The 22,805-nt window shown below is 64.8% G+C and carries 17 protein-coding genes and 1 pseudogene; 4 read left to right on the top strand and 14 right to left on the bottom strand.

Features of this window, described 5'->3' with window-relative positions:
• Window positions 1-48 precede the first annotated feature (48 nt).
• From ABU113_RS13485 to ABU113_RS13470, 4 genes are all read right to left on the bottom strand, one after another.
• Window positions 49-1,587 carry a FadD3 family acyl-CoA ligase gene (locus ABU113_RS13485; protein ID WP_454560020.1) on the bottom strand — a complete coding sequence of 513 codons (1,539 nt, stop codon included), beginning with the start codon at window positions 1,585-1,587 and terminating at the stop codon, window positions 49-51.
• 215 nt (window positions 1,588-1,802) lie between these two features.
• Entirely contained in the window at window positions 1,803-2,306 is a 504-nt protein-coding gene (locus ABU113_RS13480) for an Lrp/AsnC family transcriptional regulator (protein WP_454560019.1), read from the bottom strand.
• Complete coding sequence (locus tag ABU113_RS13475; RefSeq protein WP_454560018.1) at window positions 2,303-2,848, bottom strand: Lrp/AsnC family transcriptional regulator; 546 nt, start codon at window positions 2,846-2,848, stop codon at window positions 2,303-2,305. Before ABU113_RS13475 ends, ABU113_RS13480 begins: the two co-directional genes overlap by 4 nt.
• A gap of 110 nt (window positions 2,849-2,958) precedes the next feature.
• Window positions 2,959-3,912 (bottom strand): enoyl-CoA hydratase, encoded by a 954-nt coding sequence (locus tag ABU113_RS13470; RefSeq protein ID WP_454560017.1) that lies wholly within the window; start codon window positions 3,910-3,912, stop codon window positions 2,959-2,961.
• Between the two features lie 391 nt (window positions 3,913-4,303).
• On the opposite strand from ABU113_RS13470, the gene ABU113_RS13465 reads away from it, so the two are divergent.
• A complete protein-coding gene (locus ABU113_RS13465; RefSeq protein WP_454560016.1) occupies window positions 4,304-5,263 on the top strand; it encodes a MipA/OmpV family protein in 960 nt (319 codons plus the stop codon).
• A 70-nt stretch (window positions 5,264-5,333) separates the two neighbouring features.
• Here ABU113_RS13465 and ABU113_RS13460 read toward each other — a convergent pair whose 3' ends face one another.
• The 4 genes from ABU113_RS13460 to ABU113_RS13445 form a co-directional block, all read right to left on the bottom strand.
• Complete coding sequence (locus ABU113_RS13460; RefSeq protein WP_454560015.1) at window positions 5,334-6,311, bottom strand: TerC family protein; 978 nt, start codon at window positions 6,309-6,311, stop codon at window positions 5,334-5,336.
• An 89-nt stretch (window positions 6,312-6,400) separates the two neighbouring features.
• Window positions 6,401-7,237: a universal stress protein gene (locus tag ABU113_RS13455; protein ID WP_454560014.1), complete on the bottom strand. Its 837-nt coding sequence runs from the start codon at window positions 7,235-7,237 to the stop codon at window positions 6,401-6,403.
• 477 nt (window positions 7,238-7,714) lie between these two features.
• Entirely contained in the window at window positions 7,715-9,040 is a 1,326-nt protein-coding gene (locus ABU113_RS13450; RefSeq protein ID WP_454560013.1) for an alkaline phosphatase family protein, read from the bottom strand.
• 63 nt (window positions 9,041-9,103) lie between these two features.
• Window positions 9,104-12,331 carry a TonB-dependent receptor domain-containing protein gene (locus ABU113_RS13445; RefSeq protein WP_454560012.1) on the bottom strand — a complete coding sequence of 1,076 codons (3,228 nt, stop codon included), beginning with the start codon at window positions 12,329-12,331 and terminating at the stop codon, window positions 9,104-9,106.
• 208 nt (window positions 12,332-12,539) lie between these two features.
• Here ABU113_RS13445 and ABU113_RS13440 point away from each other — a divergent pair, with 208 nt between their 5' ends.
• Complete coding sequence (locus tag ABU113_RS13440) at window positions 12,540-13,457, top strand: LysR substrate-binding domain-containing protein (protein WP_454560011.1); 918 nt, start codon at window positions 12,540-12,542, stop codon at window positions 13,455-13,457.
• A gap of 24 nt (window positions 13,458-13,481) precedes the next feature.
• Here ABU113_RS13440 and ABU113_RS13435 read toward each other — a convergent pair whose 3' ends face one another.
• From ABU113_RS13435 to phnX, 3 genes are read right to left on the bottom strand one after another with little or no spacing between them, the layout of a single operon-like run.
• A complete protein-coding gene (locus tag ABU113_RS13435; protein ID WP_454560010.1) occupies window positions 13,482-14,723 on the bottom strand; it encodes an MFS transporter in 1,242 nt (413 codons plus the stop codon).
• A 59-nt stretch (window positions 14,724-14,782) separates the two neighbouring features.
• Complete coding sequence (gene psrA, locus ABU113_RS13430) at window positions 14,783-15,907, bottom strand: iron-containing alcohol dehydrogenase PsrA (RefSeq protein WP_454560009.1); 1,125 nt, start codon at window positions 15,905-15,907, stop codon at window positions 14,783-14,785.
• A complete protein-coding gene (gene phnX, locus ABU113_RS13425) occupies window positions 15,904-16,689 on the bottom strand; it encodes a phosphonoacetaldehyde hydrolase (protein WP_454560008.1) in 786 nt (261 codons plus the stop codon). The genes psrA and phnX overlap by 4 nt, the downstream gene beginning before the upstream one ends.
• A gap of 422 nt (window positions 16,690-17,111) precedes the next feature.
• Between phnX and ABU113_RS13420 the strand changes: the two genes are divergently transcribed.
• Window positions 17,112-17,717, top strand: a complete 606-nt coding sequence (locus ABU113_RS13420) for a TetR/AcrR family transcriptional regulator (protein WP_454560007.1) — start codon at window positions 17,112-17,114, stop codon at window positions 17,715-17,717.
• Between the two features lie 56 nt (window positions 17,718-17,773).
• Here ABU113_RS13420 and ABU113_RS13415 read toward each other — a convergent pair whose 3' ends face one another.
• The 3 genes from ABU113_RS13415 to ABU113_RS13405 all read right to left on the bottom strand — a co-directional run bounded on the left by ABU113_RS13415 (window position 17,774) and on the right by ABU113_RS13405 (window position 22,520).
• The gene (locus ABU113_RS13415) at window positions 17,774-19,573 is read right to left on the bottom strand and encodes an alkaline phosphatase D family protein (RefSeq protein ID WP_454560006.1); all 1,800 of its coding nucleotides are present in this window, start codon (window positions 19,571-19,573) and stop codon (window positions 17,774-17,776) included.
• A 73-nt stretch (window positions 19,574-19,646) separates the two neighbouring features.
• Window positions 19,647-22,004 (bottom strand): TonB-dependent receptor, encoded by a 2,358-nt coding sequence (locus ABU113_RS13410; RefSeq protein ID WP_454560005.1) that lies wholly within the window; start codon window positions 22,002-22,004, stop codon window positions 19,647-19,649.
• A gap of 264 nt (window positions 22,005-22,268) precedes the next feature.
• The gene (locus ABU113_RS13405; RefSeq protein ID WP_454560053.1) at window positions 22,269-22,520 is read right to left on the bottom strand and encodes a hypothetical protein; all 252 of its coding nucleotides are present in this window, start codon (window positions 22,518-22,520) and stop codon (window positions 22,269-22,271) included.
• Here ABU113_RS13405 and ABU113_RS13400 point away from each other — a divergent pair.
• A pseudogene (locus ABU113_RS13400) lies at window positions 22,452-22,805 on the top strand (hypothetical protein); the annotation flags it as partial. The gene ABU113_RS13405 and the pseudogene ABU113_RS13400 sit on opposite strands and share 69 nt — an antisense overlap.

The following is a 22,805-nucleotide window of genomic DNA, read 5'->3' as shown; positions in this document are numbered from 1 at the left end:
CGCCATTGTCGTCTCCGGCGTCAGCGATCCTTGGTGATCCTTCAGGCCTTAGCGATCCTTCAGGGAGAACTTCTGCACCTTGCCGGCGGCGTTGAGCGGCAGGCTGTCCATGAAGGCGATGTGGCGCGGTACCTTGTAGTTGGCCATCTGCGCCCGGCACCAGGTGATCAGCGTATCGGCATCGAGCTGCATGCCCGGACGCCGGACGACGAAGGCCTTGCCGACCTCGCCCATGCGCTCGCACGGCACACCGATGATCGCCACCTGGGCGACGGCCGGATGGACCGCCATCAGCCGCTCGATTTCCGCGGGATAGCAGTTGAAGCCGCCGGAGATGTACATGTCCTTCAGCCGGTCGGTGATCTGCAGATAGCCGTCGGCGTCCAGCCGGCCGACGTCGCCGGTATGCAGCCAGCCGTTGGCGTCGATCGCCTCCGCCGTCGCCGCCGGGTCCTCGAAATAGCCGCGCATGACGTTGAACCCGCGCACCCAGATTTCGCCCTCCGCGCCAACGCCGACCGGCTGACCGTTGCCATCGACGCATATGACCTCGACGCCGGGAATGGCCTTGCCGCTGGTGGTGGCAATGCGCACCGGCGGGTCACCCGGCCGTGTCGCGGTGACGAGCCCGGTGGACTCGGTGAGGCCATAGGCGCTCAAGATGACATCGATGCCCAGCTCGTCGTGCATCCGCTCGATCAGCGCGGGCGCGATGGCGGCGGCGCCGGTGACGGCCAGCCGCAGCGAGGGGATGTCATTGGCGGTCACGCCCTGTTGCAGAAGGGTCTGGTAGATGGTGGGCGGGCCGGGCAGCACGGTGATCTGCTCGCGGGCGATCAGCCCGGCCATCGCCGGCACGTCGAGTGTCGCCATCGGGTAGATCGTCGCGCCCTTGATCAGGCAGGCCAGCCAGCCGGCCTTGTAGCCGAAGGTGTGGAAGAACGGATTGACGATCAGATAGCGGTCGCCCGCGCGCAGACCGACGGTGTCGGCCCAGATGGTGAAGGCGCGCACGTTCTGTTCGTGGTCGCACAGCACGCCCTTGGGCAGGCCGGTGGTGCCGGAGGTGAAGATGATGTCGGCGGCGTCGTTCCCGGTGAGTGCCGCCCGCCGTTCGGTGGCCAGGGCGATGTCTGCCGGCGTGGCGCTGGCGACGAAGGCCGCCCAGTCACCGTCGAAGGTGACGATGCGCTCCAGGTGCGGCAGGTTCAGACCATCAAGCAGCGCCGGGTAGTCGATGCCAAGGAAGCCGCGCACCGTGAACAGCAGGCGGGCGCGGGTCTTGTTGAGGATGAACTGTGCCTCGGTGCCCTTGAGCCGGGTGTTGAGCGGCACCGCAATGGCGCCCAGGCACTGGGCGGCAAGGCAGGCGATGATCCACTCCAGGCGGTTGGGTGCCCACAGCGCGATGCGGTCCCCCTTGGCGATGCCGTGGCGCGCGAGCGCGCCGGCCGCGGCGCGCACCGCCTCCTCCAGCGCGAGGAAACTCAGCCGCTGTTCGCCGTCGACGACGGCGCAGGCGTCGCCGAACCGCGCCGCAGCCGCGGCCAATGCCGCTGGCAGCGTATCGATACCGTCTGTATGCATAAATAATCTGTCACCATATTACGCAAATGCGCCATCACGTGGTGACGGTTCTCTTATTTTCGGCGTCTTGTCAATGTCGCGACGCCAGGCTGTCGGTGTGCGTCGGCCGGGCGGTGCCCCGGAAGGGTCGCCGCCCCGGTCGTGCCGGGAAACGATAAGGCCCGCTCCTGTCGGGGGCGGGCCTTGCAGGCGGCGGGCGGGCCGTCACGGGGCGTTCAGTCCTCGTCGTCCTCTTCCTCATCGTCGAGTTCGAGGGCCTGCGTGATCTTGGCGGTACGGTAGTTGTACTTCAGCGTCCGCACGGTGATGGTGGTCTCGACCCGCCGGACGCCGGGCAGGGCGAGCAGCTCGTTGTTGGCCACGTTCCAGATCTGGTCGAGATCGTCGAACAGGCCGATAGCGAGAATGTGGAAGCGACCCAGCGTGATGAGCACGGCGTTGATCTGCGGCAGGTCGGCGATTTTGCGGGCGACCTCGCGCACCTTGTCCTGGTCGGTCTCGATGCCGATCAGCACCAGTCGGGGCGTGCCGACATAGCTTGCGTTGGTGATCGCCGTGAAGCGGATGAGGTTGTCCTGTTGCAGCCGCTTGATACGGCCGCGGATCGTGCCTTCGGTCACGCCGAGTTCGGCGGCGATCTTGCGGTTGCTGACCCGCGCGTCGGTGGACAGCAGGTCGATCAGGCGACGGTCGAGGTCGTCAAGGTCGGGCTTTTTCACTGGCCACCTCGCTCGGTGATCGGGGCGATGTCGAACTTGTATTTGACAACGTCGACGGCGATCGCGGGGGAGAGGTTGCGGATGCCCGGAATGGCGGACACGGCCTCCAGCAGGAAACGGGGCAGGTCGTCCATGCTCTGGAGGGCGACCAACAGCTCGATCTCGTAGCGACCAGTAACGAGGTGGGCGCCGAAGACCTCGGGCAGGGCGGAGAGATCCGCCGCCACGTCCTCGGCCGGTCGGCCCTGCACTTCGACGGCGATCGCCATCAGCGCTTCGTAGCCGTAGGCGTTGAAGTCGGACACCGCCACCACCCGCAGGGCGTTGGCCTGTTCCATGCGGCGGATGCGGGCGCTCACGGTGGCCGGTGCCAGGCTCAGGCGGCGGGCGATCTGCTGGTTGGTCGCGCGCCCGTTGCGTTTGAGGATCTCGACGATCCTGCGATCGACATCATCGAATTCGTAACCGCCGTGCGGGCTGCCGTCCATTCTGTGCCTCGTCATCGCGCCGTTCCAGTCCAGGCTGGCGTCGGCAAGGTCCATTCCGACGCACTAACGGATGGATTTCGCGAAGACAATAGACCACCATCGGCCGCCGCCCCGGTTTCCGGTGATGGCAAGGGCAGCGGCGGTGGCGGGGGGACTGGCAGGGGTCAGGCCTTGCCGGGGGTGACCCCGGTTGACGCCGGGCCGGTTGTGTCGTCCTCGGTCGTGACTGCTTTCGCCCGTGCCTTGTTGGCCGCGGCCATATCCTTGCCGCGCATACCGCCGAGAAGGTCACCGGACACCAGGTCGTTCTGGGCATGGGCAAAGTGGTGCATGTGGAACACGGCATCCATCGCCGTGCGCTTGCCGCGCAGATCCTCGACATGGTTGACGGCCTGCTTGGTGAGGGCCAGCCCGAGGCGCGGCATCTGCGCCAGACGTTCGGCGGCCTCCTGCGTCGTTGCCAGCAGGGCCTCCCGGCTGACCAGCTTGTTGACCATGCCAAGGTCATAGGCTCGCTGGGCGGGCATGCGGTCGCCTAGCAGGAGCAGTTCCTTGGCGACGCGGGTCGGCAACTCGAAGGCGTGGGCGAAATACTCCACGCCGGGGATGCCCATGCGCACCACCGGGTCCTGGAAGAAGGCGTCGTCAGAGGCGATGATGAGGTCGCAGACCCAGGCCAGCATCAGGCCGCCGGCGATGCAAGCGCCCTGGACCATGGCGATGGTCGGCTTGGGGATATCGCGCCAGCGGCGGCACATGCCGAGGTAGACTTCCTGCTCGCGGGCATAGGCGAACTCGGCGCCGGGCTTGTTGGTGTGGTCATACCACAGGTACTGGCGCGGCCACGTTTTGTGGACATCACGCCCCGGCGTGCCGATGTCGTGGCCGGCGGAGAAGTGTTTGCCGGCACCGCGCAGGACGATGACCTTGACCGCGTCATCATCGACCGCCCGTCGGAAGGCGGCATCGAGCGCATAGGTCATCTGGCTGTTCTGCGCGTTGTTGTAGGTCGGCCGGTTCATGGTCACCCAGGCGACGGCGCCGTCGACCTCGTAGAGCACGGGAGTGTCGGTTTCGTAGGTGATGTCGACGGTCTTGGGGGTGACGAGGTCGTCCATGGGCAGGGCCTTTTCGGTATTCGGTGGTTCCCGTTGTCCGAGGGCGGGCAAGGCGGGAATGGCAGCGCTGGCGGCGATTAGATATCATTTGCGGTGATTATCAAGGTAAAATTTCCGCAAAACACTGTTTTGTGCACATGGTTGCCTGAAGGATGGTTGGCGGCCTGCTCCGGGTGACCCGATGACAACAGGTGGCGGGCCGGGGTGCCGGCGTGGGCGAGGCTATTTGTATCGTGGTCGTAACGCTTGGCGGCGGGGGCGGGGCATCGGCAACAGCCTGTCGCATTTGGCTGTCGACCTAACGGGTGACAGACCGTGCCAGCTTGATTTGGCCGATGGCAGCGGCCATGTCCCGTCTGGCGCCAACGTCGTCACCGTATCGTAGTCGCCAGTGTTCGGATCGGCCGGCGCGCCGGCCAGGTTTTTTGTGCAGGCCGGCCACGATCCTTACGACGGCCGGGCGGGATCTTTGCGAGGGAATATCGTGATGCAGCGTGCGCTTCTCAACCTTGCGATCCTGGGAGTCCCGGCGCTGGCTGTGTCGGCCCTGGCGACGCCGGGCCATGCGCAGGATGCACCGCCGCCGCCGGCGTCAGGCGCTGGCCGTCCGGTTGATACAGTGACGGTGGGTGTCGGCGTCGCGATGACCACGGACTATGACGGTGGGCGCGATTACCGGATCATCCCTGGCGGCGCGCTGCGGGGGACCGTGCGCGGACATGATTTTCAGCTGAACGGGTTGCAGCTGTTTGTCGACGCCATTCCCAATGATTCCAGTCGGTTGATTGATGTCGAGTTCGGTCCTGCCGCAGGCGTTCGCCTCAACCGCACGGGTGATGTCGATGACGCGCGGGTGGAGGCCCTGGGAGAGCTGGATGTGGCGGTTGAACTGGGTGCGCGCGGTGCGGTTGGCGTCCGTCGCGTGTTCAACCGGACCGACAAGCTGGCGCTGGCGGTTACGGGGGTGTGGGACGTGGCGGGTGCCCATCGCAGCCATGTCATCACCCCGGCGCTGGAGTACACAACCCTGGCGGGACGGCGGATGTTCCTGAAGCTGGCTGTCACCACCGAGTTCGTCGGCGGGGACTATGCAGACTATTATTTTGGAGTGTCCCCGGCGGGCGCGATTGCCGCCGGGCTGCCCGCTCACGCTCCCGACGGTGGTTTCGCCAGTGTCGGCGGCAGCATCCTGGGCAATTACGCCCTCGGTGACGGACGCAAGGGCTGGTCGCTGTTCGGGATCGCAAGCTACAAGCGGCTGCAGGGCGATATCGCCGACAGTCCCTTGGTGCGCGACATCGGCTCGCCTAACCAGGTGTTCGTGTCGTTCGGGATTGGATACACTTTTTAGGCCGGCGCCCGCCCCGGTCACCCGCGCCGGCAAGGGCCGTGCGGATGGCCGGGAACGGGCCGCCTGTCAGTCAGCCTTCTGGCTGCGCGCGGGTTTTCCACAGCGAGTAGAGCACCCCGGCCGCGATAAGCCCGAAGGTGACGCCGAGGCTCAGGACCGGCGGAAACTTCGCGCCGCCGAGCAGGAAGTCGGAGACGAAGATCTTCGCGCCGATGAAGATCAGCACCGCCGCCAGCGCATATTTCAGATAATGAAAACGGTGCACCATTGCCGCGAGCGCGAAATAAAGCGCGCGCAGGCCGAGGATCGCCATGATGTTGGATGTGTAGACGATGAAGGTGTCGGTCGTGATCGCGAAGATCGCTGGCACACTATCGACGGCGAAAACGAGGTCGGCGAGGTTGATCACCACCAGAGCCAGGAACAGCGGCGTTGCCGCGATCACGCGTTTGCCGGACTTCGGGTCCGCCGTCCGCACGAAGAAGTGCTGGCCGTGCAGTTCCCGCGTGACCGGCATGTGCCTGGAGATGAACCGTACCGCCGGGTTGTTCGCCACGTCCATCGGCTGGTCGCCGGCAAAGAACATCTTGATGCCGGTGACAATCAGGAAGCCGGCGAACAGGTACAGCACCCAGTAGGCCTCGTTCACCAGCGCGGCACCGCCGGCGATCATCAGGCCGCGCAGCACGATCACCGCGATAATGCCCCAAAGTAGCGCCCGGTACTGATACTTCGCCGGAATGGCGAAATAGGTGAAGATGAGGCTGATCACGAACACGTTGTCGATCGACAGCGCCTTCTCGATGAAGAAGCCGGTATAATACTGCATGCCGGGTCCGGACCCCCGCGCGTACCATATCCACGCGCCGAACAGCAGTGCGATGCCGATGTAGAACACGGATAGCTTGAGGCTTTCCCCGATCCCCATCTCCCGGTCCTCCTTGTGGAGGACGCCGAGGTCGAACGCGGTGAGCGCGATGACAAGAAAGAGGAAGGCCAGCCAGAACCAGGCAGGCGTTCCCAGCCAGTCAGCGAATAGAAATTCCATAGGGTCTCTCGTTCATCATAGCAGGGTGTCCGGTCACGATCGGGTCGCCGGCGGGCCTCCGCGGTTCGTGGACGGTTCCCGGTGTCATTCTAGTGCGAGATCAGGGTCGGCAGCCGGGGCGCCGCGAGAATGCCGCGGGTGGCGCCGCCAAGGACGAAATCACGCAGCCGGGAGTGGCCGAAGCCGCCCATCACCAGGAGGTCGGCGCGACAGTCGGCGGCGGCGGCGTTGATCGCCTCGCCGATGTCCTGGTTGCCACGCTCGGCCTGGTGAAACCCGGCATCGACGCCACGACGGCGCAGTGCCGCCAGCACGTCATCGGGCCCGAGGCTGGCGTTGAACTTCTTGTCATCGCCGAACGAGACCAAAGTTACCGCCGACGCGCGGCGAAGCAGCGGCAAGGCGTCCGACAGGGCGCGGGCGGCCACCCTGCTGTAGTCCCAGGCCACCACGATCCGCCCGGCGCTGAAGCCGGCCTCATGGTCGTCCGGCACCACGATCACCGGTCTGCCGGACTGGAATACCAGGGCCTCCGCCACGATGCGCTCGCTCAGCAGCCCTTCATTGCAGGTTCCGGCGACCGCGATGTCGGCCAGCCGCGCATGATCGGTGGCGATCTCGGGCGTGCTGTGGATGTGGGAGCGTTCGGTGATAACTGACGCCTCGACGCCTCGTTCATGCGCCGCCACGCGCAACGCCTGGGCGGCGGCGGCGACGTCCGCGTTGCGTTGCCGGACCTGCGGAGACACGGCAGCCACACCCTGCGCGCCAGGCGGGCTTTTGGGCGTCACGACATCCAGCTCCAGCACCAGCGCTTCGAGATGGGCCTCGAAGGCGCGGGCAAGGCCGAGCGCGTAGAGCGCGGCACTGCGGCCGGGATCAAGGGTCTCGGCCGCGGCATGCAAGAGCACCGTCCTGATGGTCATCATGTCCTCATTGTTGCTTCGTGGTTGTCTGTTCGTGGCTGAGTGAGCCCGGTTGTGTCCGCGCGACTGTCGCGGGGCCGCCCGACGCGCGCCGACGGTGCCGGGCAACGGCGACTGCGGTCGAGGCGCCGATACGGTGCGATCAGGCTACAACGTCGGGGGTGCAATCAACATCTCCTCCACAGGACCGGGGGGTCACCGGAGGATCCATGCCTTGGGAAGGGCAGTGCCGGACCTCATGAGCATCGGATCATCCGATGCGGTCCGACATCACGAGACGCGTCTCGTCAGAGGGGCCCGGCCCGCGCGACCATTAGTGGGAATTGCCGGTGCGACTGTCAAGGGGCAGGCGGGATCGAGCACGGCCTTACCAGGTCGAGCCATCCTGGGGCCCACGGCCCGGTCGAGCAGGCGAACCGCATCATCCACGATGGCGGAGAGGGGGCTCGTCGCCGTCCGGGTGCGGCCGCCCGCATTTCATGGTTGTCCTTCAGCCACGGACGACTTCGGACGTTCGTTCACCGGCAGCGGGGGGCTTTTGGCAGACGGAAATGCAATGCCAAGGATGCCCGCAATGGTTGGTGCAATCTGGCGCATGTCGACAATGCCGAGGTTCCGTCCGGAGGCAATTCCCGGGCCACTGACGAAAAGGGACGCGTGCATGTCCGGGCGATCATCCCTCGTTGTATACGCACCGTGCGCGCCGCCGGAAAACGGCTCCAGCAGCGGGCCGGTGAGCGACGTCCCCATTCGGTATCCGGGGCGGAAGCTGACGACGAACTCGACGTTGGACGCCAGGCCGGCGCTGGCAATCTCGTCGCGGGAGTAGACGCGCTCGATTCCGTTCTCGGGCTCATGAGCAAGCCCGCGCAGGAAAGCCCCCACGCTTGATCGCACCGCGTCGTCCTCGAGCACGACCATCGCGGATCCGCCAACGTACCATGCGAAGGCGCGCCAGGAGCCGACATCGCCATTCGCGTCCGGTGAGATGAAGCCGGCATCCACAAGCGCCCGATTCAGGTTCATCTTGTGCTTCACCTCAAAGAAACCATGATCCGAAACGATCATGATGACCGATTCTGGATACACTGTTCGCTGCGCGTCGATGATGCGGCCAACCGCCCCGTCTATCCGTTCGAGGACTGCGAACGCCCTGGGTGTGAAGGGGCCCGATGCGTGCTGCTTGTGATCGAACGAGACAAGATGGACCGTCAGCAGCTCAGGGCGTTCGTCCTTTATAAGCCGTATGGCATCGCGAACGATCTGGTCGTCATCTTCATCCGAGCCAGCTGACAGGTTGAAATCGATGTCTTCGGCGCCGGTCGTCACCGGCCAGAACATGCTGCCGGTCTTCAAACCGGCCGCCTTCGCCGCGCCCCAGAGCGTGGGCACGCGAATTTGTGAGTATTGCTGGTAGGTTCCAGGCAGCGTGGCCGACGCCGCGAAAGGTCGGTTGTTGAGGATGCCGTGCTCACTGGGAAGCACACCGGTTACCAGCGTGGTGTGGTTGGGATTGGTCACCGTGGGGTTCACGTTGACAACTCTCTCGGCGAAGCTGCCGTCGATGAGAAAGCGTCGCAGTACCGGTAAGTCGAGTGCGTGCCTGTCCGCTTGCAGGACCAGCTCCGGCATCAGGCCATCGATCGAGATCATCAGTACCGCCTGTCGCGCGACGGCCTCTGTGTCCCCTTTGACTGCTGCTGCCTGGCTGTAGGCTGGCGTCCAGTCCAGAAGCCTGACCAGCAGGCAAAGCGGAAGCAGCGTGAGGCGAAACAGCCAGTTCATGATCTTGTTCTCCAGCATGGCCGGGAGGCGCGGCGGGCGAAAGGACGCCATGCGGCCTTTCGCCCGCCGCGCCTGGTCAACCTAGAACCGGCGTTCGAACTGCAGCCGGAACTGCCGGCCACGCGGGTTCACCGTGCCCACCAGGAAGCCTTCGTCCTCGTCGGCCACCGGCGGCCAGCTGTCGAAGACATTGTTGACGCTCAAGGTGATGGAATTCCTCGGCCGACCGGCATCGTCCTCGCGGCCGAAGGTGTAGCCCAGGCGCAGGTTGTGCAGAACCGCAGGCTTTACGCGCATATAGTAGCGTGCGACGCCGTTGTCGTTGAACACCTTGATGCTCTTGGGGCGACCGAGCGCTTCGTAGATTTCCGCTGTGGTCGATGCGGAGGTATCGGCGCTGGCGCCATAATAAGTGGTGAACCAGTCGGCGGTCCAGCCGTTCTGCTTCCAGTTGACACCGACATTGCCGATCCACTTCGCGCGACCGTCCTTGCCGAGCTGGTCGATCACGATGCCATCGTCGGCAAGTTCCTCGTCATGCTTGAGCTTGCGCGTGGCCTGCGCGGTCAGGGTGAAGCGGCCGATCCCGAAATCGGGGGCAACATACTGAAGGCCTAGGTCGATGCCGGCGAGGCGGCGCGAGCCCAGGTTGATATAGTCGTTGATCAGGCTGGCAATCTCGCCGACCACCGCGCGCTGGGTTGCGGTGCTGGTTTGCGCGGCGTTGTAGGTCGCGAAGGTCGCCCTGTCGGCGTCTGTCGGGGCAAGGCGGGTGACGCGCGAGCTGCCGGCATAACTGGAAGTACCGGACCCCAGATCGATCTGATTGATTGGCGTTCCCTTGGCGAGCGCGGCCTGGGTGGCCAGGTCCAGCGCCAGCTCGTCGAGCGAGAGTACCTGGGCATTGCCGAGCGCGGTGATGGCGTCGCGCTGGTTGATCTGCCAGTAGTCAGCCGTCAGCAGCAGGCTGTGATCGCCCCGTACATCGAGCACGAACCCTGCCGACCAGTTCTTGGACTTCTCGGCTTCGAGGCGGTCGTTACCCTGCCTGTAGGTGCGCCGGGGGCCGCTGTTGTCGACGGCGGCGTTGGTGACGTCGGCGCGATAGGGATCTGCGGTATAGTTCACGCGAAGGAGCGGCGTGGTGTTTGTCTGGGCAAGATTGGGCGCCCGGAACGACTCACTGTAGGATGCGCGGAGTTTCAGTGCCTGGAACGGACTCCACAAGGCGCTGAACTTGGGTGTCGTGCTTTGGCCATGGATGGAGAAACGCTCGTGCCGCACGGCCGCGGTGAGGTGCAGTTGCTCGACCATGAAGAAGCGGTTGGCACGTGTGACGAGGGGCAGCCCGACCTCGGTGAAGGCGGATTTCACGGTCTGATCGGCATGAATGTCCGCGTTGGGACTCATGGCGATGAAGTCGTTGTCATCCTCGCGCAGGTAGGGGAAGTCACTGCCGGAACCGACGGGGTTCAGTCCCGCGAACGGCGCCTTCCATGAATCGTAGCTCTCCCAGCGGACCTCGGTACCGGCCGCCAGCTGCATTCGACCGCCGCCGCCGGGCAGATGCCAGAGTTCGCCGGTCGCCTTCGCGTCCCAGGTGATGACGCGCGTCTTGCCGTAGCGATTGTCAGTGTCATACATCGGTTCGGTGACCGAGTCCGGGTTGACATAGGCCTTGTCGACCACGACTTTCCCGTCCTCGACCTTGAAGGTCACAGGAAACGGGTTGTAGGCGGTTGCATCCGTGCGATCGAGAGCCCGGCGCAGCAGCGACTCGCGGTAGATGTTCTCCTCGGTTTCATGACTGTAGGCGCCCGAGACAAGCAGGCCGGTTTCCCAGTTCCAGTCATTTCCGATACTGCCGCGCATGCCGGCGAGCACGCGATAGAAGGTCGAGTCGACCTGAATGTAGCGGTTCTTCGTGCCCTGCGGAATCAGACCGGAAATGATGGTGACGTCTGCGGGCGTTCCCTGGATGCGGGGGGTGCCATCCGCGTTGGGCAGGCCGGCGGGATCGTAGAAGCGAACGCCAAACGGATTGTAGGGATTGGACGCCGGAACATAGAGGCCGGGTTCGTTGACATTCTGCATGTTCGCGGATTCGCGCTGGCTGTTGGCGCGCGATGCCGTGAACAGGACGTCGCCGAAGAGTGTGATGCTATCGGTCAGCTCATGTTCGGCAAACAAGGCAACATTGACGCGCTTGAGCCCTGGAATGAGCGCGCGTTCTTTCACGCGGTTGTCGTAATACTCGTTCTCGGGGCTGCCCAGGTTGCGCGATGGCGTGGTCTGCTTGAAATTCACCGCGCCGGTCGCGTCGGGATAGAGGAAGAACGTCCCGTTGGCGGCCATGGTGGCGACACCCCCGGCCGGCGCTGTGGCCGTCGAGATGCCACGGTTGCCGTCCGGCCGGCCGCTGACGAACGTCAGGTAATCGGACTGGATGAAGCCGCGACGATACTGGCCGTAGTGGTTGATCGTGCTGCTGTTGTCGAGATCGTTATCCAGAGAAAAGGGGGTGCCGGTGGCTGGATTGGTTACGGCCAGCCCATCCCAGGGGGCAGGCAGCGAACGTGTGAGCCGAAGGTCGCTGTCGCGTCCCCATTCGCGATCAGCGAACAACAGGTCGTTGCGCTTGAAGAGATCGACGGCAATTCCGATCGAGGTCTTGCCGACCTTGAACGTATTCGCGCCAGTCAGCCGATATTCTTCGGCGCCGCCATGTTCGGTGAGCGCGGTGCTGCCACTGACGCGGCCGCCATAGGCGTTCGCGGAGATGATGTTATTGATGACACCCGCGGCGGCGTCCGCGCCGTAGATGGCCGAAGCGCCGTCGCGAAGTATTTCGACGCGGGAAAGCAGCACCGTGGGAATCACGTTGGCATTGGGTGAGAGCGCCGGCACGCCCTGGTCGGTGCCCGAAAGCGGGTGAGGTGCAATTCGCCGGCCGTTGATCAGCATCAGTGTATTCCCGGCACCGATGCCACGCAGGTCGATGGACGCAACGTCACCGCGAGCGCCCTGCGACGCGATGGTCGCTTCGTTGATCTGCGGGGGTGCCGCGAACGGCAGCGTGGCGAAGAGGTCGGCGCCGGTGGAACCGTTGCGCAGTTCAATGTCCGAGCGGTCGATCACGGTTACTGGCAAGGCGCCGGCTTCAGCGCCACGCAGCCGAGTGCCGGTCACGACGATCTCCGGTGCTTGCAGTGCAACCTGGTCGGTGCTGATGACGCTGACCGCGGCAGCGTCGGCGTTTCCTGAGGTGGTCTGGGCTAGAGCAGGCGGAAGTGCAGCCAGGATGGACACCAGAGCAGTTCCGCACAGGACCGGGTGGCGAGATGACATCATTCATTCCCCTATTGGTGTTCAGCGGGACCGCGCCTGCTGCGCGCGTGGCGCTTCCGCAGATCGCGATCATTTCCGACACGATCTAGGAAGGGTGCGTGACTCTATTGCTGTCGATTGAGCCGTGCGGTATCGATACTTCCACCGATAATATCGATGGATCGCGGTCGTGACGTTAAGCCAGTTGCGCAGCTTCGTTGCTGTTGCCCACCACAACGGTTTCACCGCCGCGGCGCGTGCGCTCAAAATGAGCCAGACGACGATAACCTCCCAGATCCAGGCGCTTGAAGAAGAGCATGGCGTTCTCCTGTTCGAGCGCCGTGGACGCCGCATCGAACTGACGCAGATCGGGCATGAACTTCTGCATGTCGCCCGGCAGATGATCGGGTTGGAAGATGATGCCGCCATGATGCTGAAGGACAGTGCCGATCTGCGGCGCGGCGAGTTGAGAATCGGCGCGGTCAGTCCTTCCCATGTCATCGAGATGATCGAGGTCTTCAATGCCCGCTATCCCGGCATTTATCTCTCCATGGCGCTGGGCAACTCCGAGACTGTTCTCAGGGAGTTGAGTGACTACAGCTGCGACGTCGGTGTCCTTGCGCGCAGCACCGATGACGACCGCTACCATGTTCAGCATTACGCCAGTTTTCCGGTTATCGCCTTCGTCCGGCGTGATCATCCGCTGGCGGCCCTCCATTCCATCGAACTTGCGGATCTGGCAAAGGAGAGGTTGCTGATGCGCGAACGCGGATCGACGACCCGTCGCGCGCTTGAGGAAGGCATTGCCGCGATCGGATGCACCCCGCGGATTGCCATGGAAATCGGCAGCCGGGAGGCAATTCGTGAGGCCGTGATCCGGGGGCTCGGGATCGGCACTGTGTCGGAACCCGAGTATGTCGGAGACGATCAGTTGCACCCGCTGCCAATAACGGGTTCACCCGTTACGACCCACATTTACGTCTGTTGTCTGCGGGAAAGGCGTCACAGCCGGGTGATAGGTGCTTTTTTTGAGGCGCTGCGTCAGGCCAAGGCCGCAAAATCGGCCCCGACCGCCTGCGGTGTCGGCGCCGCGATGAAACTGCGCTGATGGTGGTCTTTGATAGATCGGGCTCTATCGTCGGATGAATGCGGCCAGCGTCGCACTGGCGGCGCTCGCCGCAGCAACGATGAGAAACACCAGCGACGTATCGTCCCGGGCATCAAGGAAACTGCCGATCAGGGGCTCGCCGAGGCCCGCGAAGAGATAGGCGAAGAAATTCATGATGCCGATCGCGGTTCCCGCACGCTTGTGCCCCACAAGGTCCGGGCAGAGTGCCCAGAAGGAAGATTGCGGGCCGTACACGAAGAATCCGCACAGAAAGAGCATGCAGAGTCCCAGATAGACCTCGTGCGCGGGAATGGCGTACATCCACAGAGATGCAACGGTCGCCAGGGCCATGTACAGCACAATGGCGATGTAGCGTCTTGATGCGAAAATATTGTCGGATACCCAGCCGTTGGTCGCGGCGCCGATCGCCATGCCGACCGGCAGCGCTACACTGATCCACTGCGGCGCCAGGGCGATGCTTGCACCATCGCTGCCAGCGCCAGTGCCCAGAAAATGAACCGGGACCCATACAAGCAAACCGTATCGTGCGGAGTTCTGGAAGCCGATAGCGAGGCTGGCCAGAATCAGCCGCCAGTTTGACAGCACGCCCTTGTAGCGTGACCATGACGTCTCGTCGTCGACCACGGGACTCGTGCCTTCCGTGCAGGTATCGTCGTGCGGTGACGGCAGGCCCATGTCCTCCGGACGTTCGCGTGCGACGAGATAGAAGACAATGCCGCCAACCAGCATGAGCAATACCGGCAGCCTGAATATCCATCGCCAGTCGAGTTCCAGGACATGGACGACCAGGATCGACGTGACGAAGGAGAGCACCGAGGCCATGCCGGCAGCGAATACATAGGCCCCGAAGACTCTTCCTCTTTCGTGCTTCCCGAACCAGTTGGAGAGAAGCCTGCTACCCGGTGCCCAGCCCATCGCCTGGAAATAGCCGTTGAGACCCCAGAGTGCGCCGAGGCTGAGGAGACTTGTGGAGAAGCTGACCGCCCAGTTCGTCACACACGAGAGCACAGCGCCAGCACTCATGACCCGACGGGCGCCGAATTTGTCGGCGATATTGCCATTGATCGCCTGACCGATGGCATAACACCACAGTAGCGCGGCACTCGCCCAGCCGAGCGATTCCTTCGAAACACCGAACTCGGCTTCTATGCCGGGTATCGCGAAGCCGAAGGTCTGTCGCCCGGTATAGAAGAACAGGTAGCAGAACATCGCGGCGAGCAGCATCCTTTGCTGCGCCTTGCGCATTCGTGTCCCGCTGTTTGTCGCCAATGCGATGCCGGCGCCCGTGCCATGCATATGCCTGGTCATCCTCTGCCACATTGGGACACCGGCTGGATGCCGGCGTAGGGGAATCGATCCGCCGATCCGATGAAGTTGCGCCCGCGCGGCCCTGCGAAGGCTGCCTCCACATAGCGCCGCCAGGAATCGCGGGGAATGTCCAATGCATGCGGCGTTGCCGGAACACCCAGGCCGGTGAGAAAGGCGCGAAGCCAGAAAGGCGCATCGCCAAGATCGCCGAAAATCTCTTCAAGCGCGGCATCGCAGTCTGAATCAACGCCGATGGCGGCTATCATCACGTCCGGCAGGCAGAAGGAACAGGCGATTCCATGCGGGACGCCGTGATGCAACGTAATCGGGTAGGATATGTTGTGGGCGACTGCGGTGCGTGTATTGGAAAACGCAAGACCAGCACGAAGCGCGCCACGGGCGAGCTGCGAACGGGCTCCCATGTCACTGAGATTGTCGCGCAGGCGGGGCAGGGCATTCATGATGTCAGTCGTGGCCCTGATCGCGAAGTCGCGGGTAATAGGACTGGCGTGAATGTTCCAGATGCTCTCCAGTGCATGAGAGAGCGCGTCAAGACCGCTCGCCAGCGTGACCGGCCAGGGGAGGCTCGTCGTGAGCATCGGATCAATGATGGTTGCCTCGGCGTAGATGTCCTCCCGTTCGAGCGATAGCTTGCGCCCGCCGACGGTGTCCCAGATCGTCGCCCATTTGGTGAGGTCGCTGCCTGTCCCCGCCGTCGTCGGTATGGCGACGAATGGCAACGACTGCTCGGAAAGGGGCGCGCCGGTTTCGATTGCCTGGAGCAGGTCATGAAACCGACCGCCACTGGCGGCAAGGAACTTGGTGGAGTCGATGACCGAGCCTCCGCCGAGTGCCACGAACATCTCCGGACTGACTCCTGAATCGGCCAACTGCGCGGTGATGCGGGCCAGCATGTCCAACGTGGGGTTCGGTTCGATGCCGTCGATTGTCAGCAGTGGGGCTCCGCAAGACGCCCGGAGCGCCTCGATCCAGGGCTTCATCGCCGCATCCGGATGTGTGACCAGCACGTAAGGCCGCGCTCTCGTGAGGGCGCTGATTTCCCGGAAGGCGTCCTTGCCGAAATGGATCTTGACGGGATTGTGAAATGTCCACTGACTCAAGGCCTGTCTCCGGCCTGCAGTCGCTCGCTGACATTCTGGATCACCGGCAGGAGTTCCGTGATGCTGTCGATCACATAGTGGGCACCTGCCTTCTCCAGTTTGTCCTCCGCCGCTTGGCGCAGTCGGGCTTGTGCGGCCTCATCAAGTGCCGACCAGCCTTCAAGCGACATCCCCACCTCGTTGCCGCTCACCGAAACACCCACCGCCCACATGCCGGCGGCACGCGCCGCGATCAGGCCGCTCGGGCTGTCGTCGACAACGACACAGGTACGGACGTCCCGAACGTTGAGCGCCAGGGCGTTGGCGAGCAGCATGTCCGGCCAGGGTCGTCCGTGTGCGACTTCATCCGCGGTCACGCAGAAGTCCGGACTGTAGCCCTGCGCTTGCGCAAGTGGCGCGAGCGTGGCCATGATGCTGCGCGGGTAGCCGGTCGTGCTGCCAACCGCGATCCCCTGATCGCGGAGCACGCCAATGGTCTCCAGCGTGCCGGGAATCAAACGGCTGTACTGTGCAGAGATCTCGGCATCCACGCGCAGAAAGGCGTCGTAGAGGCGGTCGACATCGACGGCAAGCGATGGGCCGCCATGCGTGCGCCGCCACCGCTGTTGCACATCGGGTTGGGCAAGAATGAGCTCGATGTGTTCGCGCTTCGCCGAGCCCATGGGGGCGCGTGCTTCCGCCTCGCTGATGTCCAGCCCCTGCTCGGAAAAAGCCTGTCGAAACGCGGCGACCGGGGCCACGCAACCGAAGTCAAGAACCGTACCGGCCCAATCGAAGATCACGGTCGAAACGGCGTCGGGTGTTATCACGGAGGGTGTGTTTGCCTTTGATGTTGCCATGCCTGCCGTTGTCCTTGACCAGTGAGCCTCGCTGGAAGCGCATAAGCTTCGTGCATGACATTTATGCTCATGATCAATCCGGTGTTTATCGATCGATCTGACGAATATTTCGGTGGATCGATGGCGTCACGGGTTTTGAACGCCCGCCCGCGCGTGATGGTGGGTTGTCTTGTCGCGATCCCGTCCGGGCCATGAGGCGGTGTCATGAAGCCCCATCCGGGTTGGGTCGTGCCGCGGCACCTTGCGATGCCGCTGTGTGTGCATGTGACCCCCGACCGCTGATGGGCGCGCATGACGGGCGGCCTGCTGGCTGGCCTCGTTGAGGGGGTTGCGCTGGCGGCGTACGTCTTCCATACCGTGATGTCATGGATGGAATTTCGGCGACGACGATGGACAAGCGCCGGCCGGGCAGGCCGATGGACCTTGAAAAAAGCCGCCGGATCGAGGCCGCGACCTGGCAGCTGTTGGCGAACGAGGGCTATCATGCCCTGACGTTCGAGGCGATTGCCGCGAAAGTCGGCTGCAACCGGCCGACCATTTATCGCCGTTACACCTCGAAGGTTCACCTGGTCGCCTCGGTGCTGCGCAATACGCTGCTGTCGCTGGCACCGCCGGACGAGCAGAAAATAACGCCGCGCGAGGCCCTGCGCGATCTGGTGAAAATCGGCGTCACCTATCTGTCGGGCGAACGCGGCAGCGCGCTGCTCAACGTTGCCTCGGTGGCGCATACCTCACCGGAAATCGCCCAGGCGCTCGATGCCCATCTGGCCGGCATCACGCCCTATTATTTCACGCAACTGCGCCGCCTCGCCCCCGACGCGCCGGAAGCGCATCTCAATTTCGTGATGCACACCCTGATTGGCAGCTTCATGTATCATCTGACGTTCCGCCGCGTGTCGCTGACGCAGGCGCAGATCGACAGCCTGGTCGATCAGGCGATCGCGCTGGTGACGCGCCCGCCGGCGGCGTGAGGCCACAGGCGGGCGGGCCTGCCGCCGACCAGATCATCCCGTCCCTGAAATCCGGTTCACAGCCAGTCGATCGCGGCGATGCCGCCGGTGGCGCCGGGGCGTATGCGCGCGCTTTTCAGCGTAAAGGCCTGGTAGGAGCGGCTGAGCACGGTGGACAGACCGATGAGGTCGACCCGCGCCTCGTCGGCACGCAGCGTCAGCAGGGCGAAGCCCTTGGTCAGCTGGTTGCAGTACAGCACTTCCGGGCAGCCCTCGGTGAAGGCCGGGCCAAGCTCGACATTGCCCAGCATGTTGCCGAGGCTGCTGCTGGTGATGGCGGTGGTGCCGATTTCGGCGGCGAGGCGCGGATGCGCTGCATCCGACAGTTCGTTGATCCAGAAGGCATGGCTGTCGCCGGACAGCACGATGGGGCGTACGCCGGCTTCCGACAGGATGGCGTTCATCCGTGCCCGCGCGCCGGGATAGGCGTTCCAGCCGTCGAATTCGAAGGGAATGTCGGCGGGCAGGGTGGCGATCTGCTTCAGCCACGGGCGCAGTTTGGGCGCCGCCGCCTGGATCGCCCGGCTCCAGCGTTCCGGGCCGAACGCGCCGATGATGTCGGCGCCGGTGGTGCGCGCCATCACCACCTCGTTGCCGATCAGCTGCCACGGCTTGCCGGCGCTGGCGGAGGCGCGCAGCTGGTCGCGCAGCCAGTTTTCCTGCACGTCGCCCAGCACCGAGCGGCTGGGGTCGGCGATGGCCCGGCGCAGTGACTCGACGTCGACGCGCAGGTCATAGGGCGCCGGCAGCGGCTCGCCCTTGGCGGCGGCACCCAGCAGGCGTGCCGCCAGCGCCCGGTCGGTGACCACGGCCGGCCGGGCCGGATCGGTGAGATCGACCGCCTGCCAGGCGACATCTTTCGGATTGCGCAGGTCGACCTGCCGGCTGCGCCCCATGTAGCGATTTTCCAGCATCACCAGTGTCGCGAGATCGCCCAGCTCGAAGGTGCGGTTGATCGCCGTGCGCGGCTGACCGGGCGCCGGCTCGCGGAGGGGAATCCATTCGAGATAGGCCTGTACCGAGGCGTCCCGCCGCGTGGTCCAGTCGCCTTCGCCGGCATCGTGATTCTGCGCGCCGCCGGGCCAGCTGTCGTTGGCGGCTTCATGATCGTCCCACACGCAGATCCACGGCGCGCGCGCGTGCGCGGCCTGCAGGTCGGGGTCGGCGCGATAGCAGGCGTGGCGCTGGCGATAGTCGGCCAGCGTCACCGCCTCGTTGAGTGGCAGCGGCACCCGGCCGATTTTTTCGCCGATGGTCATGCCGAGCTGGTCCGGCGCGCCGCCATATTCGTAGATGTAGTCGCCCAGATGCAGCACCAGGTCGAGCCGGGGGAGGTTGGCGATTTCGCGGTAGCCGTTGAAGAAGCCGCAGGAATACAGCGCGCAGGAGGCCACGGCGATGACCATCTGGTCAACCCGGCCGGCGGGCAGCGTCTGGGTCTGGCCGACCGGCGACAGGCGCTCGCCGCTGCGGAAACGGTAATGGTAGCGCGTCATCGGCCGCAGCCCGGCGGCATCGACCTTGACCGTGAAGTCGCGTTCAGCGCCAGTCTCCGCCTGGCCCCGGCCGACGATGTGGCGGAACGCGGCGTCGGTGGCGATTTCCCACTCGACCGTCAGGCGGGCGGCGTCCGGCCGGTCCGGCGTCACCCGGGTCCACAGGATCACCCGGTCCTGCAGCGGATCGCCCGAGGCGACACCGTGCAGGAACCGCCCCTCGTCACGGCTGGCGGCGCGGGCGGTGCCGCTCAGTGTCAGGCAGGCGGCGATGCCGGCCAATCCTCCCAGCGCCTTGCGACGATCGACGGTCACGGTCATTGTCTTGTCTCCTGGTGTCCCGCCACCGGCGGGGCGGGAGACGGCGGCCACCGTCTCCCCTGAACCCTGTCGGTTACAGCTTGATGGACAGCTCGAAGCGCACGGCGCGCCGCGTGCCGCTGACGAACGTCGGCATGCCGAACACGTCGCCGGTGTTGCCGGCATCGACGATGTACTTGGTGTCGAGCAGATTGTCGCCGATCACCGCCACCGACCAGTTGCCCTCGCGGGGTTCGAAGCCGAGCTTGGCGCTCAGCAGGCCGTAGCTCTTCTGATATTCGTCCACCGTGGTATCGGAGAAGGCGGCCGGCGAACGCACCTGCAGGTCGGCGCGGTCGTTGTCGTCGGAGAAGAAGATCTTCGACTGCCAGCTGTACATCGGCGACAGGCTCAGCGTGCCGGCCGACAGCGGCGCCTCGGCGGAAAAGCCGAGGGCGAACTTGGTGTCCGGGCTGTTGCGGAAGCGGTTGCCCTCATAGGCGCCGGCGCCGAAGCGGGCGTGGTTGTAGGCAAAGGTGCCGAACAGCGACAGCCACTCGGTCGCCCGCCAGTTGGCCTGCGCCTCGATGCCGGTGGCGCTGGCGGCGCCGGCGTTGAACGACACCAGCACGCCGTTCAGGCGCTGCATGGTCTGGAAGTTGGAATATTTGTAGTGGTAGACCGAGGCGTCGCCGATCAGCCGGCCGTCGAACAGCCGCACCTTCACGCCGGCCTCGGCCGACTTCAGCGTTTCCTCCGGCGTCACCGAGCTGGTGCCGGCCGAGGTCAGTTCCAGCACCTCCGGCCGCTTGCCGATGCCATAGACGGCATAGAAATTGATCGTCGGATCGAGCACGAAGCGCAGACCGGCGCGACCGGTGAGCAGGGTCGAGCTGTGCGCGCCGCTGATCGCCTCGCCACCCGGGGTCGAGGTGATCAGCAGGCCCCGGCCGGTGAGGCGGGAGACGCCCAGCGGCGTGTTGGCCAGCAGTGACACGTCCTTCTTGTCCCATGTCACGCGGCCGCCGGCGAAGGCCTCCAGCTGGTCGGTGAGGTGCACGGTGCCATCGGCGAACAGGTCGTAGGTGTCAATGCTGGCGGTCTGTTCCTTGTGGTCGACGTGGAAGGCCTTGAGCGCGCTGGCGCGCGCGCCCAGCAGGGTGTTGATCTGGCTGTTGGTCAGCCCGGTCGGCGCGCGGGCCCGCAGCGTGCCGTTGAGCAGCAGCGCCACCGCGCGCTCGTCGGAGCCGAGGTCGACCGCCAAGGTGTTGCGGGCATGGAAGTAGCTGGCGCCGACAAAGCCCTCGAACGGGCCGAGATCGGTGATGTTCAGCCGCACTTCCTGCGATACCTGGCGACCGCCGTTGCATTGCTCGTAGGCGATGATGTTGGTCGGCGTGCCGTCGATGTCGCCGGCCTGGCAGGCGGTGTACCAGCGATAGCCGGTGATGGCGGTGACGGCGAGGTGGTCGCCAAGGCGGATGTCGGTGGTGCCGCTCAGGCCCAGCACCTTGCGCCGGCTGTAGGCGTCCGGCATCTCGCCAAAGGTGCCGATGTGGGTCGGCGTCCAGAAGCGGGTGTCGCCGGCCACCGCGCCGGTGGTCTGGTCGAGCGGCACGAACAGGCCGGACTTGAAGGCGCCGCCGCTGTCGGTGTCGTCATAGTCGTAGCTGCCGGCGAAGCGGAACGAGAACACCTCGGTCGGCGCGTAGCGAGCGGTCAGCCGCAGCGCCTTGCTGTCGACGTTGTTGTAGGTGGCGTCGCTTTCGCTGTCTTTCAGGAAGCCGTCCTGCTTGTGCATCAGCGCGCCGACGCGGACGCCGAAACTCTCCGACAGCGGCAGGTTCACCACGCCCTGCAGCAGCTTGTACTCATGGTCGCCGATGCCGCCCTTGAACTCGGCGCCCAGCGTGTCGGTGGGCATTTTCTGGAACACCGAAATGCCGCCGTTGAGCGCCGAGCGGCCGTGCAGCGTCGACTGCGGGCCTTTTTCCACTTCCACGCGGTCGATGTCGAACATTTCGGTGTAGGCCGAGGCGATCTGGGTGATCGGCACGCCGTCCTGGAACAGCGCCGCGCGCGGCTCGGCGGCCGGCGAGGTGTCGTCGGAGGTGATGCCGCGCATCGAGATGCCCGGCAGCAGCCGGTCCTGCAGCTGCAGCGTCACGCCGGGGGTGATCTGCGCGATGCGCACCAGTTCGGTGGCGCCGATCTGGTCGAGGAAGGCGCCGTCGTAGGCGCTGATCGCCATCGGCACCTCGGAGATGCGCTGGGCGCGCTTCTGGGCGGTGACGATGATCTCGCCGGCATACTCGAACGTCTCGGCGGATGCCTCGGCGGCGGCAGGGGCGCCGGCATTAGGAGCGGCGGTGGGGGTGGCCTGCGTCTGGGCAAGCACTGGCAGCGCCACCGTGCACAGCAGGGAAGACGCAACATATGCAGCTTTGGTCATGATCTCTGGTCCCGTGTCTATTACGGAACGAGTCTGTACCGTTATTGCGTGACACTTTTCTGACAGCGCGGTGACGCAATGGCGTCCGTGTGACCACGTGCGGAGACGTTGCCAGAGCCTGGGCATGGGGCAGGCGTTCGCCGGTGGCGGTGGTGACAGGGCGACGGTGGGCTGGCCGCTCGGCAGATCGGGCGTGACCGCCTATCCTAGCGAGGTGGCCATTTGTCTGATACAGCCCGTCTCGCAGCCGGTGTCCTGACCAGATCAGCGCGGCGCCGGTGACGGAAAATAATCGGGGCAGAGCGGATGTGTGGCATTGCGGGCTGGTATCCACGGCGGAGTCGCGAGGGGCTGCGCGCCGCCGTTGCCGATCAGTGCGACGCGATCTTTCACCGTGGGCCGGATGATGGCGGCCTGTTCCTCGCCGAGGACCGGCTGGGCATCGGGATGCGTCGCCTCAGCATTGTCGACCTGGCCGGTGGTCACCAGCCGATGCAGAGCCCGGATGGTCGTCATGTCATTGTTTTCAATGGAGAAATCTATAATCATCGGGCGCTGCGGCCGGCGCTGGAGGCGGCCGGGCATCGCTTCACGACCCACAGCGACACCGAGACGCTGCTGGCGGCCTACCGGCAGTGGGGCGATGACGCCTGGCTGAAGCTGGAAGGCATGTATGATCCACCCCCATTGAACGGGTCCACCTTGAAGTATGGTTTTGACCATGAAGGAGGACCACAATGGCAAACAAGCGACACAAGCCCGACGAGATCGTCACGAAGCTTCGGCAGGTTGAGGTTTTGC

It is taken from the genome of Parapedomonas caeni (assembly GCF_041060555.1).
Classification (GTDB): Bacteria; Pseudomonadota; Alphaproteobacteria; order Sphingomonadales; family Sphingomonadaceae; genus CAUJIW01.
This window is presented reverse-complemented; position numbering and strand designations above follow the sequence as displayed.

Coding starts and splice junctions, on each gene's coding strand:
- ABU113_RS13485 (WP_454560020.1), bottom strand. CDS start 1,587: ATGCATACAGACGGTATCGATACGCTGCCAGCGGCATTGGCCGCGGCT.
- ABU113_RS13475 (WP_454560018.1), bottom strand. CDS start 2,848: ATGGACCTTGCCGACGCCAGCCTGGACTGGAACGGCGCGATGACGAGG.
- ABU113_RS13470 (WP_454560017.1), bottom strand. CDS start 3,912: ATGGACGACCTCGTCACCCCCAAGACCGTCGACATCACCTACGAAACC.
- ABU113_RS13460 (WP_454560015.1), bottom strand. CDS start 6,311: ATGGAATTTCTATTCGCTGACTGGCTGGGAACGCCTGCCTGGTTCTGG.
- ABU113_RS13455 (WP_454560014.1), bottom strand. CDS start 7,237: ATGACCATCAGGACGGTGCTCTTGCATGCCGCGGCCGAGACCCTTGAT.
- ABU113_RS13450 (WP_454560013.1), bottom strand. CDS start 9,040: ATGCTGGAGAACAAGATCATGAACTGGCTGTTTCGCCTCACGCTGCTT.
- ABU113_RS13435 (WP_454560010.1), bottom strand. CDS start 14,723: ATGCGCAAGGCGCAGCAAAGGATGCTGCTCGCCGCGATGTTCTGCTAC.
- ABU113_RS13420 (WP_454560007.1), top strand. CDS start 17,112: ATGGATGGAATTTCGGCGACGACGATGGACAAGCGCCGGCCGGGCAGG.
- ABU113_RS13415 (WP_454560006.1), bottom strand. CDS start 19,573: ATGACCGTGACCGTCGATCGTCGCAAGGCGCTGGGAGGATTGGCCGGC.
- ABU113_RS13410 (WP_454560005.1), bottom strand. CDS start 22,004: ATGACCAAAGCTGCATATGTTGCGTCTTCCCTGCTGTGCACGGTGGCG.
- ABU113_RS13405 (WP_454560053.1), bottom strand. CDS start 22,520: ATGACGACCATCCGGGCTCTGCATCGGCTGGTGACCACCGGCCAGGTC.